The following is a 13,346-nucleotide window of genomic DNA, read 5'->3' as shown; positions in this document are numbered from 1 at the left end:
CCTCCCCGATGGCAGACACCATCGCCATCGCCCTCGGTGCCAACCTGGGCGATCCTGCCGCAACCCTCGCGGCGGTGCGCCCGCTGCTGGCTGAGCTGGTGCAGCCGGCCCGCTGTCGCTGGTCGCCGCTGTTCCGCACCGAACCGGTGGGTGGACCCGCGGACCAGCCGCCCTATTGCAACGCCGTACTGCTGCTGGGGCCGCCCCTGCCACCCCTGCCGCACCTTGAGCCCCACTCCCTGCTGCGGCAGCTGCAGACTCTGGAGACCCGCTTCGGTCGTCAGCGTCTGGTGCACTGTGGGCCCCGCAGCCTCGACCTCGACCTGCTCTGGTGGGGGGATCTGGTCTGCGACGACGCGGCCCTGCAGCTGCCCCACCCCCGCCTGCTGGAGCGCTCCTTCGTGCTGGCGCCGCTGGCCGCCATCGACGCCAAGCTGGTGCCCCCCGGCCAACCGTCCGGGTGGCCTGCCCTGACCTGTCAGGCCCTGCTGGAGCAACTGCTACCCCAGCTGGACGAGGCGCCGCCCCTGGCCCTACCTGGCAGCGATGACTGGCCCGCATAGGCCATGCTGGCCCCATCCGCCACCACCCCACCCACCCGACCATGGCGCCCCTACCCTCTCCCGAGCCCTCGCGCCACCTCGAAACCACCGCCGTCCTCGACGCCCGCAAGCTGCGCTTCGAGATCAACCGGATGGAGCTGCCGATGGGGCTGGTGGGCAGTTTCGGCGTGATCCGCCACCCCGGTGCCTCCCTGGCAGTGCCCATACTCGACGACGGTCGGGTGGTGGTCCTGCGCCAATACCGCTTCGCCGTGGCCACCCGCCTGCTGGAGTTTCCCGCCGGCACCCTCGATGCCGGCGAGGAACCCCTCGGCACCATGCAGCGGGAGCTGCAGGAGGAGGCCGGCTACAGCGCCAGCCGCTGGGATCCGCTCGGCGCGATGTTGCCGTGTCCGGGCTACTCCGATGAGGTGATCCACCTGTTTCTGGCCCGGGAGCTCACAGCCCTCGAGCAGCCCCCCGCCGGCGATGACGACGAAGACCTGGAGGTGCTGCTGATGGAGCCAGGCGAACTGGACGGGGCCCTGGCCAGCGGCAATGAATACCTCGATGGCAAGAGCGTCACCGCCTGGCTGCGGGCCAAGCAGCTGCTGGGAATCTGAGAGGTCTAAGCCGTTTGGAGCGATCTGATGACTCCACCACGCTGGCTGTTCTGGCACCGCCGTGACCTGCGCCTGGCCGACAACCGGGCCCTGGCCGCCGCGGCCGCCTCCACCCCGGCCGTAACCGGGGTGTTTGTGCTCGACCCCGCCATCCTCTCGGAGCCCACGATGGCGCCGGCGCGGCTGTGGTTTCTGTCTGAGAGCCTGCTGGAGCTGCAGCAGAGCTGGCAGCAGGCCGGCAGCCGGCTGCTGATCCTCCGCGGAGACCCGGCCGAGCTGCTGCCCCGCCTGGCAGGCGCCATCGGCGCCGAAGTGGTGGCCTGGAACCGGGACGTGGAACCCTTCGGGCGCGAGCGCGACCGGCGGGTGGCCCGGGCCCTGCAGGCGGAGGGGCGCAAGGTGCTGGCCGACTGGGACCAGCTGCTGATCCCGCCCGAAGCCCTTAAAACCGGCGCCGGCGAGCCCTACCGGGTCTACGGACCCTTCTGGCGCAACTGGCGCGGCCAGGTGGAGCAGGCCAGCAACCTGGATCCCCTGCCGCCGGCGAGCGCCCTGATCAATCTTGATCCCGCCCAACTGACCGAGGCTCTGCAAAGCCTGCCGGTCGCCAGCCCAGAGCTGGAGCACGGTTTTTTGGAGCACGGTTTTTGGAAGCATGGTTTTAATGGCGCCGAGCTCTGCCCCTGCCGGCCCGGCGAAGCCGCGGCCCAGGCGCAGCTTGCGGCCTTCTGCGATGGTGCTGGCCGCCCCATCCCCCTGCTGGGCTACGAACCAGGGCGCAACCTGCCGGCTGAGGCGGGCACCTCAGGGCTGAGCGCCGCCCTCAAGTTCGGCACCCTCAGCCCGCGCCAGGCCTGGGCTGCGGCCCAGCAGGCCCGGCCCCTGGCCCGCAGCGACGAGGAGCGCCACTCCATCCAGGTGTGGGAGCAGGAGCTGGCCTGGCGCGAGTTCTACCAGCAGGCCCTATTCCACTTTCCGGAGCTGGCGGATGGGCCCTACCGGCCCCAGTGGCGCGCCTTCCCCTGGGAGAACGACCAGGGCTGGTTTGAGGCCTGGCGCGACGGCCTCACCGGCATGCCGATCATCGATGCGGCCATGCGCCAGCTCAACGCCAGCGGCTGGATGCACAACCGCTGCCGCATGATCGTTGCCTCCTTCCTGGTGAAGGACCTGATCTGCGACTGGCGCTGGGGCGAATCTGCGTTCATGGCCCGGCTGGTGGATGGCGACCTGGCCGCCAACAACGGCGGCTGGCAGTGGAGCGCCAGCAGCGGCATGGACCCCAAGCCCCTGCGCATCTTCAACCCCGCCACCCAGGCCTCCAAATTCGATGCCGATGGCGATTACATCCGCACCTGGCTGCCGGAGCTGCGCCATGTGGCCACCCGCGACCTGATCAGTGGCGAGATCGCCCCGCTGGAACGCCGCGGCTACCCGGCGCCGCTGGTGAACCACAAGATCCAGCAGGCCCGGTTCAAGACGCTCTACGCCACGATCAGGGGCTGAACCACCCTGGCCAGCACCTCAATCACCCGCTGCTGCTGGGCCTCGCTGAGCTCTGGGAAAATCGGCAGGCTGAGCACCTCAGAGCAGAGCCGTTCGGTGACTGGCAGGGAGCCGGGGCCGTAGCCCAGATCGGCGTAGGCGGGCTGGCGGTGGATCGGGATCGGGTAGTAGATGATCGTGCTGACTCCGGCATCCTGCAGCTGCTGCTTGAGCCAGTCGCGGCAGCAAGCCTCCGGCAGGCCAAAGACGGCACTATCGGAGGAGGGCAGGCAGGTGCCAGGGGTCGCCCCACAGGCCTTGGCCCCGGGGCACTGGGGCACCCGGATAACGAACTGATTCCAGCTGTGGCCAGGGGGTCCGGCCGGCGGCAAGGCAACCGCTGCCAGGGCCCCGAGCTGCTCGCTGTACCGACGGGCGATGGCGCCGCGGCGTTCCACCCAGCGGGGCAGGTGGGGCAGCTTGACGTTCAGAACGGCCGCCTGCATGGCGTCAAGGCGGCTGTTGTAGCCAAGGGCGGTGTGCAGGTAGCGGCGCGGCATGCCGTGCACCGCCAGCTCCCGGATGGTCTGGGCCAGGGCCCCATCGCGACAGGTGATAGCACCGCCATCGCCGCCAGCACCGAGATTCTTGGTGGGGAAGAAGCTGAAGCAGCCCACATCCCCCCAACTGCCGACCGGCCGGCCAGCCCAGCTGGCGCCGGTGGCCTGGGCGCAGTCTTCGACCACCTTGAGGCCATAGCGCGCCGCGATGGCACAGACCCGCTCCATGTCGACGGGCCGTCCGAACAGGTGCACCGGCAACAGGGCCCGGGTGGCGGGGGTAATGGCTGCCTCCAACTGCTCGAGATCGATCAGATAGCTGCTCTCCGCCACATCCACAAACACCGGCGTCGCGCCCACGGCGCTGATCGCCTCCGCGGTTGCAAAGAAACTGAACGAGGCGGTGATCACCTCATCGCCAGGGCCGATGCCCAGGCCCCGCAGGGCCAGAATCAGGGCATCGGTGCCGCTGTTGCAGCCGATGGCATGGGGGACGCCACAGGCGACGGCGAAGTCTTGCTCAAAGCTGGCGATCGTGGCGCCGCCGATGTACTGACCGCTGCGCAACACCTCAAGCACAGCCTGATCGAGGGCAGCTCCCAGCTCCTGGATCTGCTCGCTGAGGCTGAAAGGGGGCACCTGCATGGCAAGCAATTTAAGTCGCCCGCCACGCTTGCCGCCGCTGGGAATGGGTGAGGGCCATGATTTGTGCCGTCTCCGCCCTGTGAATTCAATTTTGACTCCCCCTAGGAGAGCGCGCACCCTGGTGGGCGCCCTGGCCGCGACCTGCGGCGCCGGCCTGCTCGGCGGCTGCGTGCCTGCCCACCGCCACCCCAACTGGACGATCTACCCCCTGCAACGGGTGGTGCCCCACGACGGCCTGGCGGTGGTGAGCCAACCCGATGGCTATGGCCTGCACATCTGGCTCGACACCGACACCCGCCAGAGCGGCCGTTGCAAGCCCCGCTGGAGCGCCGATGCGGCCCGGCTGTTTAACGGCAACGGCACGGCGCCATTCAGCTCGGGGCTGGCCCCACGGGAGGAGTTCTTCCAGGCCGTGGCCCGCGCGGATGTGCGCCGAGCCCTGCGCCAACAGAGCGAGGCCCTCTGCCGTCAGCGCTCACCCCGCAGCAGCTTTGTCTGGCTGGAGCCCCCCCGCAAAGCCAGCGAGATCAAGCCCGAGGCCTACCCGCTGCTGGAGGAGCCCGACCTGCTCAGCGATCCCAACGCCGTACTGGAGCAGGAGGAGCGCCTGCTCCAGCCCGCCGCCCCCACAGCACCGGCTCAGCCCGGCGCCAATAACGGCTGAAGCGGCGCAGATCCACCGGCTCCGGCAGCTCCACGAAGGGCTCCGGCTCCAGCAGCTGCACCGGCAGCTGGGCAGCGATCCGCTGGTGCAACCCGGCGAAGCGGGGATCCACTGCAGAGCTGGTGGCCACCCCATCGGCGCGGTGGCGGCGGGCAAAGGCGAGCACCTCCTCGGCCACATCGCCGTGGCGCAGGGTGACCGGCAACTCCAGCAGGCACTCATAGATGAAACCCAGGCGCTTGAGGCTGAGGCCCGCCTGGGCGATCAGCTGCCGATCGAAAACAAACACCGCCGGCGCCCCCGGATAGGCCACCAGGGCTGGGTTGGTGGGCCCCAGGGCCTCGCCATGGATCCAGAGCACGGGGTTCAGCACGGCCCAACCTCCCCAAACAGGGCTTCCTGCAGCTGCTCATAGCTGGCTTCAAAAGGGCAGCTGCCGGCTGTGGCGGCGGCGCAGCTGCGGCAGTAGCGCCCGGAGCTGAAGCGCTCCAGGTTGGCGCGGTTAAACAGGTAGGGCTTGCTGCTGAAGCTGCTGGCCACCCACTGCCAACTGAGGTTGTTGCTAGCTGGATCGCCATCGAGCAGGTGCTGGAGAAACCAGCGGGCGCCGGCCTGCCAGCGCACCCGGCGCCAGTGCACCACGTAACTGGCCAGCCACATGCGGGCGTGGTTGTGCAGCCAGCCGCTGGCGTGCAGCTCGGCCGCGAAGCCATCGATACAGGCCAGGCCGGTGCGGGCCTCCAGCAGGTCGGCCGGCAGCTCCGCGGCATAGCTGGCGCTGGGGTGGCCGGTTTTGAGCGGCTCGCGGTCGTGCCAGATGCCAGCGCCCAGCTGGCGCCAGAGCCGCTGCCAGTAGTCGCGCCAACCGAGCTCATTGACCAGCTTGGCGGCGGCCTGGGCAGGCTCACCGCTGCACTCCAGCCAGGTGAACACCGCCTCGCGCACCTCCGCCAGGCTGAGCACGCCATGGCGGATGTAGGGCGAGAGGTGCGTCACTGCACCATCGAGGTGGTTGCGGCTGCGGCCATAGGCCAGGGGATCGACGGCGGCCAGCGCCGTTTCAGCCGCCCGGCGCCCCCCCTGGATCGGACTCAAGCCGCCAGGGGCCTCGGGGAACAGCTGGCGCAGGGTGGCCTCCAGCTGCGCCCGGCTGGCAAAGCGGCAGGGCAGATCCCCGGGTGGGAGAGAATCGGCCGATTGCATCCTTCCGGCTCCCGGCCACTGCACCCATGCTCCTCGATCTGCGCGGCAAGAAGGCCCTGGTAACCGGCATCGCCAACAACAAGTCGATCGCCTGGGGCATCGCCCAGCAGCTCCATGCCGCTGGCGCTGAGTTGGGAGTCACCTACCTGCCCGATGAGAAGGGTCGCTTCGAGACCAAGGTGCGGGAGCTCACCGCTCCGCTGGCGCCCAGCTTGTTCGAGCCGCTGAACGTGCAGGACCCGGCCCAGATCGAGGCCGTGTTTGCGCGGGTGAAGGAGCAGTGGGGCTCGATCGACGTGCTGGTGCACTGCCTGGCCTTCGCCGGCAAGGACGAACTGATCGGCGACTACTCCGCCATCAGCCCTGAGGGCTTCGCCCGGGCCCTGGAGGTGAGCGCCTACTCGCTGGCGCCCCTGTGCCGCTGGGCCAAACCCCTGTTCAACCCAGGCGCCAGCGTGATCACCCTCACCTATCTGGGAGCCGAGCGGGCCATTCCCAACTACAACGTGATGGGGGTTGCCAAGGCGGCCCTGGAGGCCTCGGTGCGCTACCTGGCCGCCGAATTGGGGCCCGACAAGCAGGTGCGGGTCAATGCCATCAGCGCCGGACCGATCCGCACCCTGGCGAGCAGCGCGATCGGCGGCATCCTCGACATGATCCACAACGTGGAGGCCAAGGCTCCCCTGCAGCGCACCGTGACCCAGGAAGAAGTGGGCGGAGCGGCCGCCTTCCTTGCCAGCCCACTGGCATCTGGCATCACCGGCCAGGTGATCTATGTGGATGCGGGGTACTGCATCAACGGGATGTGAAGGCGCCAAGCAGGCGACTTCCGGCCGAGTGGGAGCCCGTGGGGGCCGTCTTGATGGCCTGGCCCCGCGCCGATGGCGATTGGGCGCCCTACCTCCCAGCGGTGCGCGCTTGCTACCGGGAGCTCTGCGCGGCGATCAGCCGCCATGCCCCCGTGCTGCTGCTCAGTGCAACCCCTGAAGCCACCGCTCAGGAGTTGGCCCATCTGGGCACCGGCCGGCTGCGGGTGTGGGCCAGCCCGGCCCAGGACACCTGGACGCGCGACTACGGGCCGATCACCGTGCTGGAGAGCCGGGGCCCAGAAGGCGAGGCCCCCTTGCTGCTGGACTTTCGCTTCAACGGCTGGGGCGGCAAGTACCAGGCCGGAGGCGACAACCGGGCCACCGCCGCCGCCTGGCATGGGGGAGCCTTTGGCCTCACCCCGCTCGAGCCGGTTGGACTGGTGCTGGAGGGGGGCAGCATCGAATCCGATGGGGCCGGCACCATTTTCACCACCAGCAGCTGCCTGCTCTCGCCCGGGCGCAACCCCCAACTCGACCAAGCAGCCATCGAGGCGGCCCTGATCGCCCAGCTGGGCGCCAGCCGGGTGATCTGGCTGAGCCATGGGGAGCTCTGCGGCGATGACACCGACGGCCACATCGACACCCTGGTGCGCCTGTGCGATCCAGGCACCCTGGCCTACGTCAGCTGTGACGATCCCGGCGATGCCGCAGCGGCACCGCTGCAGCGGCTGGAAGCGGAACTCCAGGGGCTTCGCACCGCCGCCGGGGGCCCCTACCGGCTGATTCCCCTGCCCTGGCCCCAGGCCCGCTTCGCCCCGGATGATGGCCGCCGGCTGCCGGCCACCTACGCCAACTTCCTGATCCTCAATGGGGCCGTGCTGGTGCCCAGTTACGGCGATCCCAGCCGCGATCAGGCAGCCCAGGCTGCCCTGGCCAAGGCATTCCCCTGCCACACGATCGAAGCCATCGACTGCTCCGCCCTCCTCCTGCAGCACGGCTCCCTGCACTGCGCCACCATGCAGATACCTGCAGCCGTCTTTCAGTGAGCGTCCTGGTGGCTGCGCTGGTGCAACAGGCCTGGGCCGGCAACCGCGAGGCAATGGTGGCGGCCACCGGCCGCGCCATCCGCCAGGCCGCCGGCCAGGGGGCCCAATTGGTGGTGTGCCAGGAGCTCCACACCAGCGCCTACTTCTGCCAACAGGAGCTGGTTGGCCGCCATGACCTGGCCGAACCCATCCCGGGCCCCTCCAGCGACCATTTCGGGGCCCTGGCCAAGGAACTGGCCATCGTGCTGGTGATCAGCCTGTTTGAACGTCGGGCGCCCGGGCTCTCCCACAACACAGCCGTGGTGCTCGAGCGCGATGGCTCGATCGCCGGCATCTACCGCAAGATGCATATCCCGGATGATCCGGGCTTCTACGAGAAGTTCTATTTCACCCCGGGGGACCTGGGTTTTAAGCCGATTTCCACCAGTGTGGGTCGGCTGGGAGTGCTGGTCTGCTGGGACCAGTGGTTCCCTGAGGCGGCGCGGCTGATGGCCCTGGCCGGCGCCGATCTGCTGCTCTATCCCACTGCTATTGGCTGGAGCTCAAACGACAGCCCAGCAGAGCAGGCCCGGCAGCGGGAGGCCTGGATCACCGTGCAACGGGGCCACGCCATTGCCAATGGCCTGCCGGTGCTGGTGGCCAACCGTTGCGGTCACGAGCTGGACCCCGAGGCGAGTTCGGAGGTTGCAACGGCGCCCGGCTCGGCAGGGCTGCAGTTTTGGGGAAGCAGCTTTGCTGCCGGACCCCAGGGGGAACTGCTGGCCCAGGCGGGCGTGGCAGAGGAGGCCGTGCTGCTGGTGGATCTGGACCTGGACCGCAGTGAAGCGGTACGCCGCTGGTGGCCCTTTCTGCGCGACCGGCGCATCGATGCCTATGGCGAGCTGCTCAAGCGCTGGCGTACCTAGGCCCACCTGTCAGCATGGGGCAACCCTGAAGGGCGTTTGGCAGCCATGCGCACCGGAACCATCCACCGCGTCACCGGCGAAACCGATGTACGCGTGACCCTGGGGCTCGACGGCAGCGGCCGCTGCACGGTGAACACCGGCGTGGCGTTTCTCGACCACATGCTCCACCAGCTGGCCAGCCACGGCCTGATCGACCTGGAGATAAGCGCCAAGGGCGACACCCACATCGACGACCACCACACCAACGAAGACGTGGGTATCGCCGTGGGCCAGGCCCTGGCCCAGGCCCTGGGCGAGCGGCGGGGCATCCACCGCTTCGGCCACTTCGTGGCACCCCTGGATGAGGCCTTGGTGCAGGTGGCGCTGGATTGCAGCGGCCGGCCCCACCTCAGCTACGACCTGCAGATCCCGGCCCAGAAGATCGGCAGCTACGACACCGAACTGGTGAAGGAGTTCTTCGTGGCGGTGGCCAACAACGCCGGCCTCACCCTGCACATTCGCCAGCTGGCGGGGGTGAACTCCCACCACATCGTGGAGGCCTGCTTCAAGGCGTTTGCGCGGGCCCTGCGCCTGGCGGTGGAAGTGGATCCCCGCCGCGCTGGTGCCGTGCCGAGCAGCAAAGGCGTGCTGGAGCAGGCGGGAGCCTGAACATTGGGTGCTCAGAGCGCCTGAGGCTCCCGCGACCACAAAAACAGCCCCAACCGCTCCGCATCCGCCATCGTCTGCTCCGCGTCCAGCAGCAGGGCACTGCGGGCCTCCCAGGCGATGCCGGCAAGGCCAGCTGCGGCAGCCTTGGCCACGGTGGTGGGGCCGATGCCGGGCAGATCCATGCGCCGGTCTTGGTTGAGCTTGGGGGCCTTATAGAGCACCCCGGAGCGGCCGGATTCGGGCCGCTCCGTACGCGTAGCGGCAACCCACTCGAGCATGGCGTCGGTGCCGGGCAGGGCTTCGGTGGCCAGGCACAGCCCCTTGGCCACCACCGCCCCCTGGCCCACATCCACCTGGGAGATGGCTTCAACGATGTAGGCGGCCCGCTCCACATCGGCCCGATCCAGCTCACTCGGCACCCTGCTGGCGTAGAGGCCAGGCTCTGGCAACAGGTTGGGTGCCACGTCTTCGATGCCCACCACCTTGAGGCCGTACTCCTCGATGATCTGGGCCAAGGCCCGCAGGGAAGCATCGTCGCCATTGCGCAGCGAACCCAGAATCCGCGGGGCGGCCATCAAGGTGGAGCCCTCAAAGCGCAGCAAGTTGAGTGAACGGGGACGCACAAACTTGCCCACCATCACGATCTGGTTGATACCCCGCTGCTGCAGCGACTTGATGAAGGCGATCGAGCGTTCAAAAAAGAACTCCTCAGCCGCCGGCACTTCCACCTCAAGCCCATGGGGATAGCAGGCGATGTGGGCACGGCCTGCCCGGGAGAGGGCCTCCGAGAGCATCCTCGGCAGCACCCCTTCACCAGCAATGATCGCGAGGGACGGATCACCCATCAGGGCCGAGACAGCTCAAAGCAAATTTCTTGGGGCAGTCAAAGGCCCCCAACCCCGCAATGGCTGCCGCGGGTGGACAGGTCCTACGGCGTCATGGCCTCCCCCGGGCGGCCTGCAAGGCCTCAACCAGCTCCACGGGACCCAGTCGCCGATCGCCAGCGGGCTCGCTGGCGCGCAGATCCTGGAGCCCGACCAGGCCATCAGCCGCCTCCTGCTCGCCGATCACCGCCGCCCAACGGGCCCCGGAGCGATCGGCCCGCTTGAACTGCTTCGCGAAGGCCGAGCCACTGGCATCCCTTTCCACCGCCAGACCCGCCTGACGGCAAAGCCTTGCCAAGGCCAGCGCCGCCGTCGCCGCCGCCTCGCCCCGACTCACCACATAGAGATCCAAAGCCGCAGCGGGGCGCTCGGTCTGGCTGAGCAGCAATACCAGCCGCTCCATCCCCAGGGCCCAACCGATCGCCGGGGTCGCCGGCCCGCCCAGCTGCTGCACCAGGCCGTCGTAGCGACCGCCGCCACACACCGTGGCCTGGGCACCCAGCTGGCTGCTGGTGATCTCGAAGGCGGTGTGGCCGTAATAATCCAGGCCCCGCACCAAGCGGGGGTTGAGCACAAACGGAATGCCCAGGGCCGTAAGGGCTTGCTGCACGGCAGCAAAGCGGGCCTGACTCGCGTCACTCAGAGCAGAAGCCAGGCTGGGGGCCTCCGCCAGCAGGGCCTGGGTGTCTGGATGCTTGGCATCAAGCACCCGCAGGGGATTGGTGTGGATGCGGGCCTGGGAATCGACATCCAGCTGGTCGCGCCGCTGCTCCAGCCAGGCCACCAGCTGCTCGCGGTAGCGGGCCCGATCCTCGCTGCTGCCGAGGGAATTGAGCTCCAGGGCCAGGCCAGCGACGCCCAGCTCGGCCAGCAGATCCCAGGCGATGGCGATCGCCTCCACATCGCTGCAGGCATCGGCAAAACCCAGCAGCTCCAGCCCGATCTGGTGGAACTGGCGCAGCCGGCCGGCCTGGGGACGCTCATAGCGAAACATCGGGCCCCCATACCAGAGGCGCCGGGGGCCCTGGCTCAGCAGGCCGTGCTGGATCGCCGCCCGCACCACCGAAGCGGTGCCCTCCGGGCGCAGGGTGCAGCTGCGCTCCCCCCGATCCAGAAACGTATACATCTCCTTTCCCACCACATCGGTGGCTTCGCCGATGCCGCGGGCAAACAGCTCGGTGACCTCCAGCAAGGGGGTGCGGATCTCCGCGATCCCCGAGCGGCGAAAATGCTCCCGAGCCCTAGCCTCCACGTGCTGCCAAAGGGCGATCTGCCCCGGCAACAGGTCGGCCATGCCACGCAGGCTCTGGAGCGACGCCAAACCGGAGAATGCAAGTGGCCTGAGTCTGCCTGCCGGCCTGGGCTTGAGTTCAGGCGTAGGTGTCCCGATACCAGTGGGCAAAGCGCTCCACCCCCACTTCGATGGGCGTCGAGGGCCGAAAGCCCACCCAGGCTTCAAGCAGGGAGGTGTCGGCGGCCGTGGCCTCAAGATCGCCCGGCTGCATGGGCTGCAGATCGCGGATGGCCTCACGGCCCAGGGCCTGCTCAAGCAATTCGATGAAACGCAACAACTCAACCGGTTCGCTATTGCCGATGTTGAACAGCCGGTGGGGCGCCCAGCTGGTGGCCGGATCGGGTGCCGAGGTGTCGAAGCCAGGATCAGCTGTCGCCGGCTTGTCTGCGCAGGCGATCACGCCTGAAACGATGTCGTCGATGTAGGTGAAGTCACGGCGCATGCGGCCCTGGTTGAACACCCGGATTGACTCGCCCGCCAGGATCGCCCTGGCGAACAGCATCGGTGCCATGTCCGGCCGGCCCCAGGGCCCGTAGACGGTGAAGAAGCGCAGGCCGGTGGCGGGCAGCCCATAGAGGTGGCTGTAGGTGTGGGCCATCAATTCGCCCGCCTTCTTGGTGGCGGCGTAGAGGCTCACCGGATGGTTGACCGGCTGGCTTTCGGCAAATGGCAGGTTGGTGTTGCCGCCATACACCGAGCTGCTGGAGGCATACACCAGGTGTTCAGCGCCGTGGTGCCGGCAACCCTCAAGGATCGAACCCAGGCCCACCAGGTTGCTCTCCAGGTAGGCGCCTGGATTCTCAATGGAGTAGCGAACCCCGGCCTGGGCCGCGAGGTGAATCACCAGGCGTGGCTTCTCGCGCCCAAACAGCTCGGCGATCGCAGCAACTTCGCCCAGGTCAAGCTGTTGAAAGCGCCAGGCTCCGGGGGGAGCAAGGGCCTCGAGCCGGGCCAATCGGGCCCGCTTCAAGGCGGGGTCGTAGTAGCTGTTGAGGTTGTCGATCCCCACCACCCGCTCGCCCCGCCCCAGCAGCCGCTCGCAGACCGCGGCGCCGATGAAGCCCGCCGCCCCGGTTACGAGCGCAGCCCGAATCAAGGAGCCAGGACCTCGCGGAAGTAGGCGATTGTGGGCTCCAGACCCTGCTCCAGCGGCACCTCAGGCTGCCAACCCAGCTCCTGCTTAGCCAGGTCGATCACCGGCTGGCGCTGCAGGGGATCATCCGCCGGCAGGGGCTTCTCGATCAACGGCAACTCGGAATTGATCTTGGCGCGCACCAGCTCTGCCAGCTGGCGGATCGTGAACTCGCCGGGATTGCCGATGTTCATCGGACCGGTGTGGCTGCAGTTCATCAGCCGGATCATGCCCTCCACCAGATCGGCCACGTAGCAGAAGGAGCGGGTCTGACTGCCGTCGCCGTAGAGGGTGAGGGGCTCTCCCCGCAACGCCTGCACGATGAAATTGCTCACCACCCGGCCGTCATCGGGCAACATGCGCGGCCCGTAGGTGTTGAAGATGCGCATCACGCGGATCTCCGTGCCGTGCATGCGCTGGTAGTCGAAGCAGAGGGTTTCGGCGATGCGCTTGCCTTCGTCGTAGCAGCTGCGGATGCCGATGGTGTTGACGCAGCCCCGGTAGCTCTCAGGCTGGGGGTGCACCTCGGGGTCGCCGTAGATCTCACTGGTGGAGGCCATCAGCAGCCGGGCACCCACGCGCCTGGCCAGACCCAGCATGTTGTAGGTGCCCAGGAAGCTGGTTTTTGCGGTCTTGATCGGGTTGAACTGGTAATGCACGGGGGAAGCCGGGCAGGCCAGGTGCCAGATCCGGTCAACTTCCAGCTGGATCGGCTCGGTGACGTCGTGGCGAATCAGCTCAAAGCGGGGGTGGCCGATCCACTCGGCAATATTTGATTTGCGGCCGGTGAAGTAGTTGTCAAGGCAGATGACCTCCTCGCCGGCCTGCATCAGCCGATCCACTAAATGGGAGCCGACGAAGCCAGCTCCCCCGGTGATCAGGTTGCGGGTGATTGAAGCAGGCATC

The 13,346-nt window shown here is 68.3% G+C and carries 15 protein-coding genes; 8 read left to right on the top strand and 7 right to left on the bottom strand.

What is annotated here, in order from left to right; translation table 11 throughout:
* Positions 1–8: 8 nt before the first annotated feature.
* Genes folK through H8F27_RS09135 form a run of 3 tightly spaced genes read left to right on the top strand, consistent with a single transcriptional unit; the run spans position 9 to position 2,671 of the window.
* Positions 9–563, top strand: coding sequence for a 2-amino-4-hydroxy-6-hydroxymethyldihydropteridine diphosphokinase (folK, locus tag H8F27_RS09145; protein WP_197153468.1), 555 nt, complete (start codon positions 9–11; stop codon positions 561–563).
* Positions 564–604: 41 nt separating this feature from the next.
* On the top strand, positions 605–1,165 hold the full coding sequence (locus H8F27_RS09140; RefSeq protein ID WP_197147846.1) for an NUDIX domain-containing protein: 561 nt from the start codon (positions 605–607) through the stop codon (positions 1,163–1,165).
* A 27-nt stretch (positions 1,166–1,192) separates the two neighbouring features.
* Positions 1,193–2,671 carry an FAD-binding domain-containing protein gene (locus H8F27_RS09135; RefSeq protein WP_197147845.1) on the top strand — a complete coding sequence of 493 codons (1,479 nt, stop codon included), beginning with the start codon at positions 1,193–1,195 and terminating at the stop codon, positions 2,669–2,671.
* Here the strand turns inward: H8F27_RS09135 and H8F27_RS09130 are convergent.
* Positions 2,650–3,855 (bottom strand): DegT/DnrJ/EryC1/StrS aminotransferase family protein, encoded by a 1,206-nt coding sequence (locus tag H8F27_RS09130; protein WP_197147844.1) that lies wholly within the window; start codon positions 3,853–3,855, stop codon positions 2,650–2,652. The genes H8F27_RS09135 and H8F27_RS09130 overlap by 22 nt on opposite strands.
* 121 nt (positions 3,856–3,976) lie before the next feature.
* On the opposite strand from H8F27_RS09130, the gene H8F27_RS09125 reads away from it, so the two are divergent.
* Positions 3,977–4,519 carry a hypothetical protein gene (locus H8F27_RS09125; RefSeq protein WP_370594403.1) on the top strand — a complete coding sequence of 181 codons (543 nt, stop codon included), beginning with the start codon at positions 3,977–3,979 and terminating at the stop codon, positions 4,517–4,519.
* Here the strand turns inward: H8F27_RS09125 and H8F27_RS09120 are convergent.
* Both H8F27_RS09120 and H8F27_RS09115 read right to left on the bottom strand, forming a co-directional pair.
* The gene (locus H8F27_RS09120) at positions 4,425–4,892 is read right to left on the bottom strand and encodes a hypothetical protein (RefSeq protein WP_197147843.1); all 468 of its coding nucleotides are present in this window, start codon (positions 4,890–4,892) and stop codon (positions 4,425–4,427) included. The two genes, H8F27_RS09125 and H8F27_RS09120, sit on opposite strands and share 95 nt — an antisense overlap.
* A complete protein-coding gene (locus H8F27_RS09115; protein WP_197147842.1) occupies positions 4,886–5,722 on the bottom strand; it encodes an FAD-binding domain-containing protein in 837 nt (278 codons plus the stop codon). Before H8F27_RS09115 ends, H8F27_RS09120 begins: the two co-directional genes overlap by 7 nt.
* A gap of 26 nt (positions 5,723–5,748) precedes the next feature.
* On the opposite strand from H8F27_RS09115, the gene fabI reads away from it, so the two are divergent.
* The 4 genes from fabI to hisB are packed head-to-tail and all read left to right on the top strand — an operon-like array spanning position 5,749 to position 9,130.
* A complete protein-coding gene (fabI, locus tag H8F27_RS09110) occupies positions 5,749–6,531 on the top strand; it encodes an enoyl-ACP reductase FabI (RefSeq protein WP_197147841.1) in 783 nt (260 codons plus the stop codon).
* Entirely contained in the window at positions 6,528–7,577 is a 1,050-nt protein-coding gene (locus H8F27_RS09105; protein WP_255517688.1) for an agmatine deiminase family protein, read from the top strand. Before fabI ends, H8F27_RS09105 begins: the two co-directional genes overlap by 4 nt.
* A complete protein-coding gene (locus H8F27_RS09100) occupies positions 7,574–8,482 on the top strand; it encodes a carbon-nitrogen hydrolase (RefSeq protein ID WP_231596166.1) in 909 nt (302 codons plus the stop codon). The genes H8F27_RS09105 and H8F27_RS09100 overlap by 4 nt, the downstream gene beginning before the upstream one ends.
* A 45-nt stretch (positions 8,483–8,527) precedes the next feature.
* Positions 8,528–9,130: an imidazoleglycerol-phosphate dehydratase HisB gene (hisB, locus tag H8F27_RS09095; protein ID WP_197147839.1), complete on the top strand. Its 603-nt coding sequence runs from the start codon at positions 8,528–8,530 to the stop codon at positions 9,128–9,130.
* 11 nt (positions 9,131–9,141) lie between these two features.
* Here the strand turns inward: hisB and H8F27_RS09090 are convergent, their stop codons facing one another.
* From H8F27_RS09090 to H8F27_RS09075, 4 genes are all read right to left on the bottom strand, one after another.
* Positions 9,142–9,975 carry an LpxI family protein gene (locus H8F27_RS09090; protein WP_197147838.1) on the bottom strand — a complete coding sequence of 278 codons (834 nt, stop codon included), beginning with the start codon at positions 9,973–9,975 and terminating at the stop codon, positions 9,142–9,144.
* A 91-nt stretch (positions 9,976–10,066) separates the two neighbouring features.
* Entirely contained in the window at positions 10,067–11,335 is a 1,269-nt protein-coding gene (gene hisS, locus H8F27_RS09085) for a histidine--tRNA ligase (RefSeq protein ID WP_197147837.1), read from the bottom strand.
* Positions 11,336–11,384: 49 nt separating this feature from the next.
* On the bottom strand, positions 11,385–12,404 hold the full coding sequence (locus H8F27_RS09080; RefSeq protein ID WP_197147836.1) for an NAD-dependent epimerase: 1,020 nt from the start codon (positions 12,402–12,404) through the stop codon (positions 11,385–11,387).
* On the bottom strand, positions 12,401–13,345 hold the full coding sequence (locus H8F27_RS09075; protein ID WP_197147835.1) for a UDP-glucuronic acid decarboxylase family protein: 945 nt from the start codon (positions 13,343–13,345) through the stop codon (positions 12,401–12,403). Before H8F27_RS09075 ends, H8F27_RS09080 begins: the two co-directional genes overlap by 4 nt.
* Position 13,346 lies beyond the last annotated feature (1 nt).

It is taken from the genome of Synechococcus sp. CBW1108, from assembly GCF_015840335.1.
Lineage (GTDB): Bacteria > Cyanobacteriota > Cyanobacteriia > PCC-6307 > Cyanobiaceae > Cyanobium_A.
Note: the sequence above shows the minus strand (reverse complement) of the source record. Positions and strands in the feature narration are given on the sequence as shown.